Origin of the sequence: Bacteroides sp. AM32-11AC (assembly GCF_003603515.1) — a bacterium.
Taxonomy (GTDB): Bacteria; Bacteroidota; Bacteroidia; order Bacteroidales; family Bacteroidaceae; genus Bacteroides; species Bacteroides uniformis.
In genome coordinates this window covers 41,242-59,551 of sequence record NZ_QTNH01000011.1, presented here as the reverse complement: position 1 = coordinate 59,551, position 18,310 = coordinate 41,242, and the positions used below count along the sequence as shown (strand labels likewise).

The window sequence follows — 18,310 nt, the reverse complement described above, 5'->3', positions numbered from 1 at the left end:
TTACAGTATTAGTTTCATGCCCTTCTGGCCTTCTCCCATGCGCCGCTTGCATTGCCTTTGCGCTTGTGCAGGTAGTTGAATCCTCGTATGACGTTGACGTTCATGAAGAGGAAATAGTAGGGGATGAAAAGTATCTTGTTTTTTATATGCTTCATTGAAAGGTAGTACCCCCAACTTCCCATGAGGTAGAAAAGAGCTTGTAACAGCCAGATGATGGCATACAGTAATGGCGTGCTTGTCGTAAAGATGAGAATTGTGTTGAGGGGAAGCAATAGGAACAATAGGATAGGAGTGAGCGACCAGCGCAGCACCCGGTGGGAAATATATTGGAAACAGAATGTGCCGTAACGGAATGGGTTGAGCAGCGGACGCAGCCGCCAGATGGACTGCAAGCCCCCGGCAGCGATGCGCACCTTGCGCTTTTCTTCCTCGCGCATGTCTGCCGAGCCGCTTTCTACGGCATAGGCATTGGCACAATAGGCAATGGTGTGTCCCTGCATGACGATGCGCAGGGAGAGTATGAAGTCGTCGAGCAGCGTATCTGTCTGCATTTCCTCGAACAGCTCGCGGCGCACGGCAAACAGTTCACCCGCTGCGCCTACTGCCGAATAGAGGCGTGCGTCGAGCGCTTTGAGGGTGGATTCGTATTTCCAGTATAGCCCTTCTCCCCCCGAGGCAGCATTGTCCTTGCTTTGCACGGCGATACGTTTTTCGCCTGCCACGCATCCCACTTTAGGGTCGGTGAAGGCGTGCACTATCTCCCGCAGGGCTTCGCGGTTGAGGTGAGTATTGGCATCGGTGAACACGACAAGGGGCGTTTCTACGAAATGTATACCGCGGTTCAGGGCGGCTGTCTTGCCTTGGCGTTGGGGTTGGTGGAGGACGATGGCTTGCGGCCAGTGGGAGAGGCGTTCGTTGGTATGGTCGTTGCTGCCGTCGGTCACCCAGAGGATGCGTAGCTTGTCGGCGGGATAATCCAGCTCCAGGCAGTTGCGCATTTTTTCATCCACTACATCTTCTTCGTTGTAGGCGGCGATAAATAGCGTCAATGGGGGTAAAGCATCGTCGGCAGGCATCGGACGGGGCGCAGGCTTACGGAAACATTCTTTTATCTTGACCAGGATATATAATAGTATACCATATCCTATATAAGTATAGAACACTATGAATAAACTTATCCAGAAGAGTACTTCAAGGGCTTTCATGTATCCGCTCGTTTGCTTCCTTTTTTTGATAAAAAGAAATGTGATTGCCAAAAGTATGGATAATCTTTTACCGATGCAAGAAAAAGAAAAGAAAAATAAAATGTTTGTTTCTCAAGGTGTTCCGATGTTATAAGGAAGTGGGCTTCCTATAGAGGTGAGCTTGAATAACCTTGTGAGTGAGAGGCGATTAAAGGCTTTCAATCATCATTCTCCATAGGAAAGGGATGGGCAGGTAGGCAGGGCGTTACTCAAAACGCTTCTGTCATATTGAAGTAAAACAACATCTGGTTGTTTACCGTGTTTTTGCCTAAATCCAGGCGGACGTTCATGCGTGGCTGTACCTCAATGCGCAGACCTACACCATAGTTGGGCAGTACACCCTCTATCTTGCCGGGAGTGGGGCCCATGAAGCCGCAGCCGGTCCAGGCTACAAAACCTATGTGGTTGAGCATCCGCTTCACCCAAGTGCTGCGGTCGGTATTGAGCATCTGTCTGTACTCTGCCATGACCACATGCGAGGACTTGTCGCGATATTGCCCCATGTAGTAGCCGCGCAGGTCGAAAGGCGTTCCGGTGAGGGCATATTGCGTCAGAGGGACGTCACCGAACACGTTCTTGGTCTGTGCCGTCCACGCGAGCACCCTGCGCTTGCCCAGTGACTTGTATTGGCGGTAGTCTATCTCTAGGCGGTAGAAGGTCTGGTCGCTGCCGATGAACTTGGCGTACATCATGCCGCGGAAATCCAGATACATACCACGGTAGGCGTTGGCAGGGACGTCACGGCTGTCGTATGTCAGCAGGAAACCGAGGCCGGAGTTGAAGTTGTTATAGCCATTAGCCGTACCGCCTGCCTCTTTGTACGAGGGTTCGTCCACCAAGAACTTGCCGGGCTCCGTCAAGTGGTCGTAATTGATGTCGATTTGAGGTCCGGCAAAGATATTGCTGTTGCCCAGTCGGAAAAGGAACCAGGGGTTGATTTGCACGCCGCTGTACCGGTATTTGCTGGTACTGTCGCTTCGTACATAATCTTTATTGGTATTATAGCCGATGCCGTAAAAGTTTTCTTCCGTATTTTTATAGCTGAACTTTCCGAAGATACGGAAACGGTCGCCCTTAAAGAAGAGTTGCGGTTTGGAGAAGAGATTGATGCCACCGTTGAACATGAAGGCGATGGCCATGGGCACTACGGAGCGCAGCTGCGTGGTGTCGCTGGGGTTCATGCGGAAGGTCATTAGGGCGCTTCCTCCCAGCACGGCACCGAAGTCGGGGGTGTAGCTGGGTCCGCCCAGAATATTGTAATGCAGATTCCGACGCGCTACCTTTTGCTTGCGTAGTTCTTTTTTGGTCAGTGCAGGAACGCTGTCGTTTGTGGCGGCCGCAGTCTGTTCCTGGGCATAAAAGGTGGTGGCGAACAGCACCAGTGCGATAATGCTTAGTATATATTTTTTCATGTCGTACGAAATGTGGGTGCAAAGGAAACTATTTTATCCCGAATAGTTTTCGCTGTAATAGATAATAAATCTAAAGATGTCACTAAAATTATCAAAAAAGACATTACTTTTGTCTGCTTCACGAAGCAAGACATCAATAACTAAAAACACATAATCTGAATGAAGAAACGATTTTTATCTGTAATTGTTCTGAGTGCCGCACTGTTCTCTGTGCAGGCACAAGAGGGAAAAGGGGGTATCAGCCCCGAAATGCTTGGACAAATCAAGCAAAGTTATCAAGGCACGGCTGCCGACAAGGCGCTCCGCAATGCCATAGGCAATAATGACATCCGTAAACTGGCACTCAACCAGGAGAATATGCAGGGCATGGATACCCACTTCTCCATCAAGGTAGAATCCAAAGGTATCACCGACCAGAAGTCGTCTGGCCGCTGCTGGCTGTTTACGGGGCTGAATGTGATGCGTGCCAAGACCCTTGCCGAATACGGTTTCCAGTCTTTCGAGTTCTCCGAAGTCTATCCCTTCTTCTGGGACCAGTTGGAGAAGGCAAACCTCTTCTTGCAAGGCATCATCGACACCTCCAAGAGTCCCCTGACTGATAAGACCGTGGAATGGCTCTTCCAGCATCCGCTGAGCGATGGGGGTACCTTTACCGGTGTGGCCGACATTGTTTCCAAATACGGCCTTGTTCCCAAAGATGCCATGCCCGAAACAAACAGCAGTGAAAATACCTCCCGCATGGCCAACCTCATCTCTCTGAAGCTGAAAGAGTATGGTCTGCAACTGCGTGACATGGCTGCCGCCGGTGCCAAGCCCGAAGCTCTGGAGAAGGAGAAAACTACGATGCTCGGAACCATCTACCGCATGCTGGTGCTGAACCTCGGTGTACCTCCCACGGAGTTCGACTATGTCCGCCACGATGCCAAGGGTAATCCTGTGGAGACAGAGCATCACACTCCCATGTCTTTCCTTGAGAAATATGGAGACAAACAACTGCTGACCAACTACGTAATGCTGATGAACGACCCCAGTCGCGAGTATTACAAGTGCTATGAAATAGACTATGACCGCCACCGTTACGACGGCAAGAACTGGACTTATGTCAACCTGCCCGTAGAGGACATCAAAGAGATGGCCATTGCCTCCTTGAAGGACAGCACCATGATGTACTTCTCTTGCGATGTGGGCAAGTTCCTGAACTCCGAACGCGGTCTGCTCGATGTGAAAAACTATGACTACGAATCACTGATGGGCACCACCTTCGGGATGGACAAGAAGCAACGTATCCAGACTTTCTCCAGTGGCTCTTCCCACGCCATGACCTTGATGGCCGTTGACTTGAACAAAGACGGAAAGCCCGTAAAGTGGATGGTAGAGAACAGTTGGGGAGCCGCTTCCGGTTATCAGGGACATCTCATCATGACCGACGAGTGGTTCAATGAATACATGTTCCGTCTGGTAGTGGAGACAAAGTATGTTCCCGCCAAAGTGATGGAACTGTTTAAACAAAAGCCCGTCCGCCTGCCGGCATGGGACCCGATGTTCGCTGAAGAAAAGTGATGATAAGGATTAGGGATTAAGGATTAGTGGGCTGCACTATGATTCCGCAGGGTATTAATCCCTAATCCTTAACCCCTAATCCTTGTTCTCGTGTTCGTTAACGAAAGGGATTACGGAAATTTCTCCGTAATTCCTTTCTTTTTTACTCTTTATTCACGTTCTTTTTTGCTACTTTTGCGGCAAATTAATGAAACCATTATTTTAAATAAACGCATGGCAAATGTAATTAAGTTACGTAAAGGCCTTGACATCAACCTGAAAGGCGCTGCTGCCCAGGAACTTGTGTCTGTTAAGGAACCGGGATTCTATTCGCTGGTTCCCGATGACTATACAGGCATCACTCCGAAAGTGGTGGTCAAAGAGCAGGAATATGTGATGGCCGGGGGACCCTTGTTTATCGACAAGAATCATCCTGAATTGAAATTTGTTTCGCCCGTTAGCGGCGTAGTGACAAGCGTGGAGCGTGGTGCACGCCGCAAGGTGCTGAACATCGTCGTAGAGGCTGCCACTGAGCAAGACTATGAGGAATTCGGCAAGATGGACCCGTCCAAGATGAGCGGCCAGCAAGTAAAAGAAGCTCTTTTGCAAGCAGGTATGTTCGCTTTCATCCGCCAACGTCCGTACGACGTTATCGCTGATCCGACGGTAACTCCGAAAGCTATCTTCATTTCGGCTTTCGACAGCAATCCGCTGGCTCCCGATTTTGAATTCGCGCTGAAGGGAGAAGAAGCAAACTTCCAGACGGGACTCGACGCTTTGTCAAAGATGGCAAAGACGTATCTGGGTATTAGTGTAAAACAAAAGTCTGCTGCTCTTGTGCAGGCAAAGAACGTTACCGTAACAGCTTTCGACGGACCACATCCGGCAGGCAACGTGGGTGTACAGATTAACCACATCTCTCCGGTAGTGAAGGGTGAAACGGTCTGGACCATCAGTGCCGAAGCCGTACTCTTCATCGGACGTCTGATGAATACCGGTCGTGTGGACATGACCCGTACGGTGGCTGTAACGGGTTCCGAAGTGTTGAAACCCGCTTATTGCAAGCTGAAAGTCGGCGCTCTGTTGACGAACGTTTTCAAAGGTAACGTGACTACCGACAAAGACCTCCGCTACATCAGCGGCAACGTGCTGACCGGTAAGAAAGTTTCTCCGAACGGCTTCCTCGGCTCTTTCGACAGCCAGCTGACCGTTATTCCCGAAGGAGATGAAATCCATGAAATGTTGGGTTGGATTATGCCGCGTTTCAATCAGTTCAGCGTCAACCGCTCTTACTTCAGCTGGTTGATGGGCAAGAAGGAATATGTGATAGATGCCCGTATCAAGGGTGGTGAACGTCACATGATTATGTCCAACGAATACGACCGCGTATTTCCGATGGACATCTTCCCCGAATACTTGGTGAAAGCAATCATTGCAGGTGACATCGACCGTATGGAGGCTCTGGGCATCTACGAAGTAGCTCCCGAAGACTTCGCTCTCTGCGAATTCGTATGTTCTTCCAAAGTGGAAGTGCAGCGCATCGTACGTGCAGGGCTCGATATGCTTCGTGCCGAAATGGCATAATCGGGGCGTATGGCAAATCGTAAATTGTAAATCGTAAAATCGTAAATATATTAATGAAAGCGTTAAGAAATTATCTCGACAAGATAAAGCCGAACTTTGAGGAAGGCGGCAAATTCCACGCATTTCGTTCGGTGTTTGATGGCTTCGAAACATTCCTGTTCGTGCCCAATGCCACTTCGAAATCGGGAACGCATATTCACGACTCCATTGACAGCAAACGCATCATGTCGATGGTGGTCATTGCGTTAGTACCGGCGCTGCTGTTCGGTATGTATAACGTAGGTTACCAGCATTTCCACGCGACCGGTGCTGCCGGAGGCTTCTGGGAAATGTTCATCTACGGTTTTCTGGCTGTATTGCCAAAAATCATTGTATCTTATGTAGTAGGTCTCGGCATTGAGTTCGTAGTGGCTCAGTGGAAGAAGGAGGAGATTCAGGAAGGTTTCTTGGTTTCCGGTATCTTGATTCCGATGATTGTTCCGGTAGACTGCCCGTTGTGGATTCTGGCGGTGGCTACTGCATTCTCTGTAATTTTTGCTAAGGAAGTATTCGGTGGTACGGGTATGAACGTGTTCAACGTAGCTTTGATTACCCGTGCATTCTTATTCTTCGCCTATCCTACGAAGATGTCCGGTGATGCCGTTTGGGTATCGGGCGACAGTATCTTCGGTCTGGGACAGTCGGTAGATGGTCTGACGGTAGCTACTCCGTTGGGTGCAGCCGCTACCTCGGGCGCCGTTCCGGAGTTCTCCTGGGACATGGTGACCGGCCTTATTCCGGGTTCTATCGGTGAGACAAGCGTTATCGCCATCGCTCTGGGTGCCATTCTGCTGTTGTGGACGGGTATTGCAAGCTGGAAGACGATGTTCTCCGTATTCGTAGGCGGTGCCTTCATGGCATGGGTGTTCAATGCAATCGGTCCCGACACTCCGATGGCACAGATGCCTTGGTACGAACACCTCGTGCTGGGTGGTTTCTGCTTCGGTGCCGTGTTCATGGCTACCGACCCCGTTACATCGGCACGTACAGAGACCGGTAAGTATATCTTCGGATTCCTGATTGGTGCCATGGCTATCATTATCCGTGTGCTCAACCCCGGTTACCCCGAAGGTATGATGCTTGCCATCCTGCTGATGAATATCTTCGCTCCGCTGATTGACTATTGTGTGGTACAGGGCAACATCAGCCGTCGCGAGAAACGTGCAATCAAGTCTAACAATTAAATACCGGAAAAGAAATGAATACCAATAGTAATAGTTATACTATCATTTATGCTTCGGTAATGGTTGTTATCGTTGCATTCCTGCTGGCATTCGTAAGTTCTTCCTTGCGCGAGACGCAGAACAAGAATGTGGAACTTGACACGAAGAAGCAGATTCTTGCTGCACTCAACATCAAGGACGTGAAGGATGCCGAAGCTGAATATAATAAATATGTAAAGGGCGATATGCTGATGAACGTTGACGGTACTCTGACAGAGAATACCGGTGTATTTGCTACCGCTTACGAGAAGGAAGCCAAAGAAAATAACCGTCTGCACGTATTCGTGGCAGAGGTTGACGGTGAGAAGAAATATGTATTCCCCGTTTACGGTGCCGGTCTTTGGGGCGCTATTTGGGGATATGTTGCACTGAACAGCGACAAGGATACCGTTTACGGTGTTTACTTCTCCCATGCCAGTGAGACTCCGGGTCTGGGTGCCGAAATTGCCAGTGCGCACTTCCAGGGAGAGTTCCCCGGCAAGAAAACGTTGGAGAACGGCGAGGTAGTCCTCGGTGTTGTGAAGAACGGCAAGGTAGAGAAACCTGACTATCAGGTGGACGGCATTTCCGGTGGTACCATCACTTCTGTAGGTGTGGATGCCATGTTGAAGGCTTGTCTGAGCAGCTACAAGAACTTTTTAACTAATAATAATGAGGAGGAATAAGAATATGGGACAATTGTTTTCAAAGAAGAATAAAGAAGTATTCTCTACTCCGCTGGGACTGAACAACCCCGTTACCGTGCAGGTATTGGGTATCTGTTCTGCTTTGGCTGTTACTGCCAAACTGGAGCCTGCCATTGTGATGGGTCTTTCAGTGACGGTGATTACAGCATTCTCCAATGTAGTGATTTCACTGCTGCGCAAGACGATACCCAACCGTATCCGTATCATCGTTCAGCTGGTGGTTGTTGCCGCGTTGGTAACTATTGTAAGTGAGATTCTGAAAGCTTTTGCTTACGATGTAAGTGTGCAGCTTTCTGTATATGTAGGTCTGATTATTACCAACTGTATCCTGATGGGACGCTTGGAAGCATTTGCCATGCAGAACGGTCCCTGGGAATCTTTCCTTGACGGTGTGGGTAATGGTTTGGGATATGCCAAGATTCTGGTAATCGTAGCCTTCTTCCGCGAGCTTCTGGGTTCGGGAACGCTGCTCGGTTTCAACATCTTGAACTATGAACCTCTGCAGAAGTTGGGCTATGTGAACAACGGCTTGATGCTGATGCCGCCAATGGCGTTGATTCTCTGCGCTTGCATCATCTGGTATCAGCGTGCACGTCACAAAGAATTGCAGGAAAAGCAGTAATAAATAAATGAAGAATGAAAAATGAAAGAATGAAAAATGGGCTGCTCTGCTGCAGTACAAGTTCTCATTGCTTTAATTCTTTAATTCTTTAATTCTTAATTTATCGAAGAGATATGGAACATTTAATAAGTTTATTCGTCCGCTCTATCTTTGTGGACAACATGATATTCGCGTTCTTCCTCGGTATGTGTTCTTACCTTGCCGTATCGAAGAATGTGAAGACTGCCGTAGGACTGGGTATCGCCGTAACTTTCGTGTTGGTGGTTACGCTTCCGGTCAACTATTTATTGCAGACCAAGGTGCTGGCTGCCAACGCAATCATTGAAGGCGTTGACCTCAGCTTCCTGAGCTTTATTCTTTTCATTGCTGTAATCGCAGCTATCGTTCAGTTGGTGGAAATGATTGTAGAGCGTTTCAGCCCTTCGCTGTATGCTTCACTGGGTATCTTCCTGCCGCTGATTGCTGTAAACTGTGCCATCATGGGTGCTTCTCTTTTCATGCAGCAGCGCATCACGCTGGGTGAGAGCGACCCGAAATTCATCGGTGGCATTGCTGATGCTGTCTCTTATGCGTTGGGCTCCGGTATCGGTTGGTTGCTGGCTATCGTGGGTTTGGCTGCCATCCGTGAGAAAATGGCCTATTCTGACGTTCCTGCTCCGTTGAAAGGGCTGGGCATCACGTTTATCACTGTAGGTCTGATGGCAATGGCATTTATGTGTTTCTCTGGTTTGAACATCTAAAAGAAAGGAATAAAACAATGGATATGAATATGATATTAGCAAGCATTGGAGTATTCCTCGTGGTTGTCATCCTGCTTGTTGTTATCCTGCTGGTTGCCAAGAATTTCTTGGTGCCTTCGGGTAATGTAAAACTGACTATCAATGGCGACAAGGAACTGGACGTAGCTTCCGGTTCTACATTGCTGAATACGCTGTCTGTAAACGGTGTGTTCCTTTCCTCCGCTTGCGGTGGTAAAGGTTCCTGCGGACAGTGCAAATGCCAGGTAATGGAAGGTGGGGGTGAAATCTTGCCTTCTGAGACTCCGCACTTCAGCCGTAAGCAAATACAAGATCACTGGCGTCTGGGTTGCCAGGTGAAAGTGAAAGGCGATATGGCCATCAAGGTTCCCGAAAGCGTACTGGGCGTAAAAGAGTGGGAGTGCGAGGTTATCTCCAACAAGAATGTGGCTACGTTCATCAAAGAGTTCATCGTTGCATTGCCCAAAGGCGAGCACATGGATTTCGTTCCGGGTTCTTATGCGCAGATTAAGATTCCTAAATATTCGATGGATTATGATAAGGACATCGACAAGAGCCTTATCGGTGATGAGTATCTGCCTGCATGGGAGAAATTCGGTCTGCTGGGCTTGAAGTGCCGCAATGACGAAGAAACCATCCGTGCCTATTCTATGGCCAACTATCCTGCCGAAGGCGACCGCATTATGCTGACGGTACGTATCGCCACGCCTCCGTTCAAGCCGAAAGACCAGGGCCCGGGCTTCATGGATGTAATGCCGGGTATCGCTTCTTCTTATATCTTTACCCTGAAACCGGGTGATAAGGTAACCATGAGTGGCCCTTACGGAGACTTCCATCCGATATTCGACTCCAAGAAGGAGATGATGTGGGTCGGCGGTGGTGCCGGTATGGCTCCGTTGCGTGCACAGATTATGCACATGACGAAGACGCTGCACACTACAGACCGCGTGATGAATTACTTCTACGGTGCACGTGCATTGAATGAAGTGTTCTATCTGGAAGACTTCCTGCAGATTGAAAAGGATTTCCCCAACTTCAAGTTCCATCTTGCACTGGACCGTCCCGATCCGGCAGCCGATGCAGCGGGCGTGAAGTACACTCCGGGCTTCGTACACAACGTAATTTACGAGACTTACTTGAAAGACCACGAAGCTCCCGAAGACATCGAATACTACATGTGTGGTCCCGGCCCGATGTCGAAGGCTGTTGAGAAGATGCTCGACGACCTCGGCGTTCCGGCTCAGAACCTGATGTTCGATAACTTCGGTGGATAATCTTCCTTGTCCGTCTTGAGATAAAAAAACTCCGGCTTGGCCTTCAGGGCTTTGCCGGAGTTTTTTGTTCGGGGCATTTCCTCTCTATTGAAAGAAAGTGGAGTGGATTCTTCGTCGCTTTTTCTTTATTCCTTGATATGAATCAGTGCATTTGCCAGAATGGCTGTTATTTCTCCGGTGGTAATTCCTGTTGACACAGACCTCGTATGAATGGTTCTTGGTGAAGGAGAATGCGGTTTTTCTGAGTTTTCATGTTGGATGTTTTATTGAATGTTATCGTTTTCCTCTTCTGTTTCTTCTTGAATGGTGTCTTTGGGCAGCAATCTTGGAGAAATGCATTTCTTGGGAGTGAGGCTCATGCCTTTCAGCATTTCGGCCTGGCGCACTACGCTGCCGTTACCGTCCGAGAGCTGGTTGAAGGCTTTGTCGTAATCCCTTTGCAGGCTGGCCAGCCGGTCGCCGATACCGAGGAAGGTGTCGGTAAAGCCTGCAATCTTTTCATATAAGATGGTGCCGCGCTTGATGATGGCCTGCACATTCTTTACCTGGTTCTCCTTCTTCCAAAGGTCGAGCGAGAGGCGCAGGGCGCTAATCAGGTTGGTGGGGCTCATTAGTACCACCTTTTTGTTGTAGGCATATTCCCAGAGGTGGGCATCGCTTTGGATGGCGAGGAGGTAGGCACCTTCGGTGGGGATGAACATCATAACGAAATCCGGTGATTGGGCGTCGTAATGCGAGTAGTCTTTATGGCTGAGCTCGTCGATATGGGCGCGGACAGATTGCAGGTGTGCTTTCAGGAAGTGTGCCTGCTCCTCCTTGTTTTCGGCAGAGGTGTAGGCAGCATAGGCAGTCAGCGACACTTTGGAGTCGATAATCATTTCCCGTTCGTCGGGGTATTTCACGATGATGTCGGGCTGCATCTTCTGCTCGCTTTCCTCGTTGATGATGGCTTCGCCCCGTTCGTCTTTTAGAAACTCCTGGCGGAAGTAGTGTTCACCTTCAATCAGTCCGGAGGCTTGCAACAGACGTTCCAGAATCATTTCGCCCCAGTTGCCTTGCATTTTGGAGTCTCCTTTCAGGGCACGGGTCAGGTTGTTGGCATCTTCGCTGAGGCGGTTGTTCAGTTCCACCAGTTCCTTGATGCGTTCACCCAGCGAGAAGCGTTCTTTGGCTTCGGTGCTGTATACTTGTTCCACCTTTTGGCGGAAGTCCTTCAGGTTATCGCCCAGCGGACGGAGCAGATTGCCCAGGTGTTCGGTATTCAGCCTGGTAAAGTCTTCGGCTTTGCTCTGGAAGATACGGTTGGAGAGATTCTCGAACTCGGTGTTCATGCGCTTGTGCAACGCTTCGGCTTCTTCCTTCTGCAGCTTCAATAATTCTATTTCCTTCTTTGTCCCGCTGATTTCTGCCCTCAGTGCGGCAGACTTGCGGTCTGCCGCCAGATAGCCGACTACGGTTCCGATGATTATCCCTATAATCAGTAATACTATCTCCATAAGTGTTTTGAAGTGTCCGCCTTATTGTGTCAATATTTCGTTTCCGTCTTCAGTAATCAGGATTTGGCTTTCCCATTGGGCAGAAGGCAGTCCGTCGTCTGTGCAGACGGTCCATCCGTCGGCTTCGTCGATAAAGACTTCGTAGCTTCCCATGTTAATCATCGGTTCGATGGTGAACGTCATGCCCGGCACTATCAGCATGCCCGTACCACGTTTGCCGAAGTGTTCCACATCCGGTTCTTCGTGGAACTTGACGCCGCAGCCATGTCCGCAGAGGTCGCGTACCACGCTGTATCCGTTCTTTTCCGCATGCTCCTGGATGGCGGCGCCTACGTCACCGAGGCGTGCCCAGGGCTGTGCGGTCTGTATGCCTATGTCACGGCATTCTTTGGTGACCTGTACCAGTCTCTGCATGTCGGGGCTGACTTCGCCAATCATGAACATGCGTGATGCGTCGGCAAAGTAACCTTTGTAAATGGTGGATACATCGACATTTACAATATCACCGCTTTTCAGGAATTCCCTGGTGCTGGGAATGCCGTGGCACACTACATCGTTGATGCTGGTGCACACACTTTTTGGGAAGCCTTCGTACATGAAGGGGGCGGGGATGGCGTCGTGGTCTGTGGTGAAGCAATACACCATATGGTCAATTTCAGCTGTGGACATGCCTTCGCGAATGTTCTCGGAGAGATAATCCAGCAGGGCCGTGTTGATTTTGGCGCTTGCACGGATACCGGCTAACTGCTCCTCGGTACGGAGTGCGCTTCGCATCGGCAGTTTATATCCTTCTTTCTTATAATGTTGAATTTTGGCTTCTACTTCGTCGGAATAGTTTTTAGGAGTAAACCGGACTCCTTTCATGAACTTTTTCATTGTCTTTTCTTTTTTATGAGACTGCAAAAATACACAATAATGCAGGTGCTTGTACTATCAAGAGCCGAAAAAACATTCGTTTTCTTTATCCCGATACCAGCTTAGAGGGTATTCACCACTTCTATTTCGCTTCTTGAACTGTCTATCCTCCGTACTTGTATCTGGGTCTTTATGCGCTCTTTCAGTCCTTCCACATGACTGATGATGCCTACCTTCTTGCCGCCCATCTGGTGCAGTTTTTCCAATGTGTCCATAACGGTGTTCAGGTAGTCGCTGCTCAGTGTGCCGAAACCTTCGTCGATGAACAGTGTGTCTACCGAGAGGCTCTGGCGGCTGAGGGAAGAAAGTCCGAGGGCAAGTGACAGAGATACCAGGAAGCTTTCGCCGCCCGATAAGGTGCATGCCGGACGTGCCGCACCTCCTTGATGGAAGTCGCGCAGCAGGATGGTGAGCGAACCGGCCTGGCATTCCAGTTCGTAGCGGTCGGTCAAGCGTTGCAGATAGAAATTGGCGCCTGCCAGCAGTTCTTTTAAGACGAAGCTCTGGGCTATGTTGCGGAAGTTCTTTCCCCGTTCGTCACCGAAGTGGTGGCAGAGGCGGTCCCACTTCAGATACTCTTCGCGTAGCCGGTCGGCACGTTCCTTTTCTTCCTTTATCCGGTCGATGTTACGGGTGTTTTCTTCCAGGCGTAACTTCTGCTGGCCGATGGATTGGTTGCCGACGGTTATCTTTTCTTCGAGATTCGCGATGAGTGCATCCAGGGTTTCGAGGTTCTCGTTTTCTTCTATTTCGGGCTTCCGGCCGATGTGCTCTTCCACTTGTCCGGTGGCCAGATGAAAGGCGGTCGATGCAGCTACTTCTTCCTCTTTAAGTGTCTGCAATGAGGCACGCAATGCTTCTATCCGGGAGCCGGACCAAGCGGATAGGACGGTGATACGCTCCTCGTCGAGAGTGGGGTTGGCGGCATAGAACCCGGTTAAATCCTTTTGCAGCCTTGCCATTTGTTCTGCGGTGGAGGATATGCTTTGTTTCAGTCCGCTTGCTTGTGTATTCAGATTATTCCAGGCAATCCCCAGGTCCTTGATTTCCATTTCCTGTGTTGCTGCAGGTGCGTTGCGCCAGTCGGGGAATGCGGCATCGATGCTTTCCTTGTTGATGTTTATCCCTTCCAGCTCTTTGTGGATAAGGGCAATGGTGGATTTCAGTTCTCTTTGTTTTTCCTGCGCCAGCTGGTAGTTGCGCGTAGCTTGCGTCAGGCGGTCAATAAAGGAGAGGGGGGAGTTTTCCCATTCCGTGTTCCATCCCTCCCAGAGGATGTGGGGAGTGACGCGGTCCATGGTGGCACGTATGTTCTCCTTTTCGTTGGCGGTGAGCGACTCGTAATTGACGATGCTGTTTTTCAGCTCATTCAGCACTCTGTCGGCAGAGTTGAAGGCTTGGCGTGCAGCGTCCACATGTTTTTGGCATTCGTCCTTTTGCCGTTGCAGAGTTATGATTTGTGCGCTGAGCTTTTGAACTTCAGTGAGCTTTTCGTTCAGTTTGTCTGCTTCCAGCTTGTTCTTTTCCAGTAGCTTCTTCAGGGTTTCGCCGGTGGTTGTGGAGAGGCCGACGCTGTTGCATTGGGCGCATTTGGCTTGTGCGTCAGTGTGGGCAAGGTCGTAGCTCCGGAGCGCTCTTGCTGTGGACTGACGGGCATTCTCTGCCAGCGTTCCGTAGGTCTTGGATTCTGTCCGGTTGTTGTTCAATGCCTGCTCGGCTTCCTTGTATTCTTTCTCTTTTGTTTCCAGGGAGGTGCGTATGGGAGCAAGGACAGACTGGAAATCTTCATCTTTGCAAAGCGATTTTATTTCTTGTCCGCACACAGGGCAAGTATCTCCGACGGCAAGCCGGGAGCGTGTTTCCTTTGCCCACTCTTCTACGGCTTCCTTTTGCTTGTCGTAGAGGGTGCGGATGTCATTATAACTTGTTTTCTTGCTGTCGAATGCCGTTTGCAGGAGGACGTATTGCTTTTGGCACGCCTCCACTTTGGCGTTCAAAGCCTTTTCGTTTTCCTTTGCCTCGTTCAGTGTCCTTTCCGTTTCAGCCAGTAAAGACAAGGCGCTCAAGGCTTGCAGCAGGTTCTCCCGTCCGGCATCGAGTTTGTTTTTCTTGTCTTGCAGGGCAGGGCGGTCCATGGTTTCAAGCTGCTTGTTCCGGAGGTTTATTTCGTTTTGCAATGTATGGTTCTCTTGTTCTTTCCGGGTGAGGGCAGCTTCCTTGTCGGTACGCTCCTTGACTTTTACGGGTTGTTGCGCGGCAAGTCTTTCAAGGTGCGCGTTGTAGGTGCCGATGCGTGTTTGGGCATCGAGTGCGGATTTCAGGCCGGTAATGATGGATTGGCTTTGCTCGAACATGGGCAGTAAGGGCGAATGCTCTTGCAAATACTTCTCGGCACGATGCAGCTTGTCTTCTTGCTCTTTCAGGAAACCGCATAGCCACTTGCTTCCTCCGTCCAGCCGGGCAAAGGATGCTCTCAGTATCCCGGCTTGTGCATGGTTCTGTTGTTGCTGCTGTTGCTGCTGTTTCAAGGTAGAGAGCCAGTTGCGGGCGTCGGCGGTGGCATTCCATTCTTTAATCAGGAGTTCTTTCTGTTTGAATTCGTCCGATTGCAGTTGCGCTTGCTTCCCTTCCCACATTTTCTTTTGCTGTTCACGGGTGAGGAGGAGTTCGGAGTATTTCTTCAGCCAGTCCCGTTTTGCGAGGGCGGTAGTTTTCTGCTCATTGGCTTCCTTGACTCCGGCATTTTGCGTGGCTATGGCTTCCTTGATTGTGGAGATTTCTTCTTCTGCCAGGATGTGGATGCCTTCCAGCTTCCGGTTCTGGTTTTCGTATTCCGTCCGTCTTTCCTTGGTGGCAGCATATATTTCGGCACCTATTTCGGAGTAGATACTTGTACCGGTCAGCTTTTCCAGAATATCCGATTTTTCGCTTTCCTTGCTTTGCAGGAACTTGGTGAAGTCGCCTTGCGCCAGCATGGTGGTGCGGCAGAATTGTTCGAAGGTCAACCCCACTGCAGCTTGTATTTCTGCCTTTATCTCATTCTTTTTGTTGAGCTGTGCGCCGCTTTTCTTGTTTTCCAGTGTCCAGCGCACATCTTGTACGGCTCCTGAAATCTTACGGTGTGCCCGTGCCACGTACCATCGGGCGGTGTAGGGCGTTTCGTTCGAGCCGGTAAACTCCAGCTCCGTCCATGCTTCACTGGTGTTACGGCGCATCAGTTGTCGGCTGTCGTTGATGGCAACATCTTCCTTTTTGGCAGAGAAAGTCTGGCTCAGGTCTTTGTATTTTTCGTTCTCGGCATGGTCCATGCGGGGCGTTTCGTTGTAGAGTGCCAGGCAGATGGCGTCGAGAATGGTTGTCTTCCCTGCACCCGTCTCGCCGCAGATAAGGAAAAGGGATTCCTCGCTTAGCGGTCCGTTCTCAAAGTCGATGACGGCATCTTCTATGGAGGCAAGGTTCTTTATGGTGAGTTTCTGGAGTTTCATGTTCCGGACAAATGATTAGGAGTTGTTCTTGCTTTTCACTTTTTGCATGACAGTCTCCATCAGCTGGCAAAGTTCTGGGTCCATCTCTTCTCCTTCGGTTTCGCGGTAGTAGAGTCTGGCTATTTCCAGGGGAGACATTTCCTGCATCTCTTGGATGGAGATAGGCTTGCTCTCGTCAGTGTCGGCCTGCCGCTCTCGGGTAGTCTTGATGTAGCAATATTTGCATGCCTTGCCTTTGGCGGCGTTCGAGGCTTTTTCGTTGCAGTCGGGGGGCAGGTAGCCTTTTGTCAGCACATTCAGACGGAGGTATGCAGGTTTCTCTTCCGGATATTCTTCCAGCAGTTTCAAGGCGTCTTCGAAAGGTGTCGGGTCATGGGGAAGTGTGACGAGCGGAATCGGATTTTCAATTTCCCTTGTACTGATTTGTGGCTCTGCCCCTTTCTCCAACTCGATGATGGAGACGGAGTGCGGATAGGTTTCGTCGAAGCTGACGGGGAGGGGAGTGCCGCAATAGCGTGCGTGGTGATGACTGCCTTTGATGTCCTGAGGGCAATGGATGTGTCCGAGTGCCAGGTAGTCGTACCCTTCTCCCATAGCGCTGAGGGGAACATACTCTATTCCGCCGATACTCTCATCGTGCCCGCTACGGTCGCTGCCTTCAATAGAGAGATGGGCCATGAGGACGACGGGAAGTTGTGCCGTATTTCGTTTCTTCACTTCGTCCAGCAGTGCCTGGAAGAAGCGGGTCTGCCGTTGGTCGCGCGGTGTTTCAGTGTCCAGCAGGGGGAAGTTTTGCGGATAGACGTGGGGCACGGCAATGACGTAGCCTTTTGTTTCTTGTCCGTTTTTTACCTCGATGATGTGCTTGTCCAGATTCACTTCCTCGGCCGTACGTTCGATGTTTCCCACGACGTTCAGGCCGAAGTGCTGCCAGAGGCTGCTGTCTATCTCCAATTTGGAGCTGCTGTCGTGGTTTCCGGCGGTGACTACGATGGCCATTCCGGGGCAGGCTTGATGGATGTTCAGCATGGCGTCGGTGTACATCTTCTGCGTGGCGGCAGCGGGAGAGGAGTAGTGGTAGATATCTCCGCTTACCACCATGGCGTCGGGCTGCTCTTCGGTTACTATGCGGGTGAGTTGCCGTAGGAAGGCCTGCTGTTCGGCGGTACGGTCGTAGTTGTAGAGGGTGTGTCCCAGGTGCCAGTCGCTGGTGTGTAGTATCTTCATTGTTTTTATGGTTTCAATGGATGTGGGTTATGGTTTCCTTAGAATATAAATCTTGTGTGTTCCTCGTCCTTTGTAGTCGATGCCCGATTCGGGATTGGCTATCCATTCGCGCAACTCGCGGGAGGCGGCAGACTTCAATAAGCCGGTCAGTTGGCAATAGTCGGCTTGGGTCATGAAGCTGTTCTTTTCCAGGTATTTTTTTGCCCGTTCCAGCCGTTCCTGCGGAGAAAACACTTGTGAGGAGCGTTGGAATTTGTCGGTGGAACGTTTCAGGTGGCAATGGCGAGCGGTACGGTACAGTAGTTCTTTGTCCACCTTGAAATGTATGTCCTTCAGGCAGATGCTGACGGCGTTTCGCTTGGTGTTTCCTTCTTCGCCCGTTTCCCGTTCACGGTCTTGCCGCAGACCGAGGGCAGGGGTGAATACTCCTAAGTTGTCAATCTTCACGGAGTAACCTTGCCCCATTTGGTAGGCTATTTCGTCGGTGATGGCTTGCACCAGTCCGATGATGTCTCCTCGTGTGAAGGATGAGGCGTATGCTATCTTTTCGGTGATGGTTTCCAAGTCCACCTGCCCGTATAGTTTCATTCGTGGGTAGAGGATGCGTTTGCCGTCTTCTCCCGGCAGGTTCAGTTCCTGCATGTTGTATTCTGCCATGATGGTAGCGTTGTTATGAGGTTCGTTTGTTTATTGGGGCTTACAGAGTTTGTCCCAAGGTTGCGGATGTGTATGCCAAGGTTGGGGATTTCTATCCCAAGGCTTGGGATAGACAAACCAAGGGCGAAGGTAATTCTTTATCTCTATAC

General features: G+C 50.2%; 14 protein-coding genes. 7 read left to right on the top strand and 7 right to left on the bottom strand.

The genetic code is table 11. The features are described 5' to 3' along the window. Window positions 1-14: 14 nt before the first annotated feature. Both DW800_RS13050 and DW800_RS13045 read right to left on the bottom strand, forming a co-directional pair. Window positions 15-1,205 (bottom strand): glycosyltransferase family 2 protein, encoded by a 1,191-nt coding sequence (locus DW800_RS13050; protein WP_035448293.1) that lies wholly within the window; start codon window positions 1,203-1,205, stop codon window positions 15-17. A gap of 248 nt (window positions 1,206-1,453) precedes the next feature. After that, entirely contained in the window at window positions 1,454-2,656 is a 1,203-nt protein-coding gene (locus DW800_RS13045) for a BamA/TamA family outer membrane protein (RefSeq protein ID WP_117703957.1), read from the bottom strand. Window positions 2,657-2,815: 159 nt separating this feature from the next. Between DW800_RS13045 and DW800_RS13040 the strand changes: the two genes are divergently transcribed. From DW800_RS13040 to nqrF, 7 genes are all read left to right on the top strand, one after another. Continuing rightward, window positions 2,816-4,216: a C1 family peptidase gene (locus DW800_RS13040; RefSeq protein WP_117680791.1), complete on the top strand. Its 1,401-nt coding sequence runs from the start codon at window positions 2,816-2,818 to the stop codon at window positions 4,214-4,216. A 213-nt stretch (window positions 4,217-4,429) separates the two neighbouring features. Next, window positions 4,430-5,779, top strand: a complete 1,350-nt coding sequence (locus tag DW800_RS13035; RefSeq protein WP_005828312.1) for a Na(+)-translocating NADH-quinone reductase subunit A — start codon at window positions 4,430-4,432, stop codon at window positions 5,777-5,779. 53 nt (window positions 5,780-5,832) lie between these two features. Beyond that, the gene (locus tag DW800_RS13030) at window positions 5,833-7,002 is read left to right on the top strand and encodes an NADH:ubiquinone reductase (Na(+)-transporting) subunit B (protein WP_005828314.1); all 1,170 of its coding nucleotides are present in this window, start codon (window positions 5,833-5,835) and stop codon (window positions 7,000-7,002) included. 14 nt (window positions 7,003-7,016) lie between these two features. Next, the gene (locus DW800_RS13025; RefSeq protein WP_117703956.1) at window positions 7,017-7,706 is read left to right on the top strand and encodes a Na(+)-translocating NADH-quinone reductase subunit C; all 690 of its coding nucleotides are present in this window, start codon (window positions 7,017-7,019) and stop codon (window positions 7,704-7,706) included. 4 nt (window positions 7,707-7,710) lie between these two features. Beyond that, a complete protein-coding gene (locus tag DW800_RS13020) occupies window positions 7,711-8,349 on the top strand; it encodes an NADH:ubiquinone reductase (Na(+)-transporting) subunit D (protein ID WP_005836455.1) in 639 nt (212 codons plus the stop codon). A gap of 113 nt (window positions 8,350-8,462) precedes the next feature. Further along, complete coding sequence (gene nqrE / locus DW800_RS13015; RefSeq protein ID WP_005828321.1) at window positions 8,463-9,089, top strand: NADH:ubiquinone reductase (Na(+)-transporting) subunit E; 627 nt, start codon at window positions 8,463-8,465, stop codon at window positions 9,087-9,089. 17 nt (window positions 9,090-9,106) lie between these two features. Beyond that, window positions 9,107-10,381 carry an NADH:ubiquinone reductase (Na(+)-transporting) subunit F gene (gene nqrF / locus DW800_RS13010; RefSeq protein ID WP_016272690.1) on the top strand — a complete coding sequence of 425 codons (1,275 nt, stop codon included), beginning with the start codon at window positions 9,107-9,109 and terminating at the stop codon, window positions 10,379-10,381. Window positions 10,382-10,644: 263 nt separating this feature from the next. On the opposite strand, the gene DW800_RS13005 is transcribed toward nqrF, so the two are convergent. From DW800_RS13005 to DW800_RS12985, 5 genes are all read right to left on the bottom strand, one after another. Next, complete coding sequence (locus tag DW800_RS13005) at window positions 10,645-11,877, bottom strand: DNA recombination protein RmuC (RefSeq protein WP_117703955.1); 1,233 nt, start codon at window positions 11,875-11,877, stop codon at window positions 10,645-10,647. 21 nt (window positions 11,878-11,898) lie between these two features. Further along, complete coding sequence (map, locus tag DW800_RS13000; RefSeq protein ID WP_005828329.1) at window positions 11,899-12,753, bottom strand: type I methionyl aminopeptidase; 855 nt, start codon at window positions 12,751-12,753, stop codon at window positions 11,899-11,901. 101 nt (window positions 12,754-12,854) lie between these two features. Then, a complete protein-coding gene (locus DW800_RS12995; RefSeq protein ID WP_117703954.1) occupies window positions 12,855-16,277 on the bottom strand; it encodes an AAA family ATPase in 3,423 nt (1,140 codons plus the stop codon). Window positions 16,278-16,292: 15 nt separating this feature from the next. Further along, window positions 16,293-17,504: an exonuclease SbcCD subunit D gene (locus DW800_RS12990; RefSeq protein ID WP_117703953.1), complete on the bottom strand. Its 1,212-nt coding sequence runs from the start codon at window positions 17,502-17,504 to the stop codon at window positions 16,293-16,295. A 27-nt stretch (window positions 17,505-17,531) separates the two neighbouring features. Beyond that, window positions 17,532-18,161, bottom strand: coding sequence for an HU family DNA-binding protein (locus DW800_RS12985; RefSeq protein WP_119958124.1), 630 nt, complete (start codon window positions 18,159-18,161; stop codon window positions 17,532-17,534). Between the last annotated feature and the right edge of the window lie 149 nt (window positions 18,162-18,310).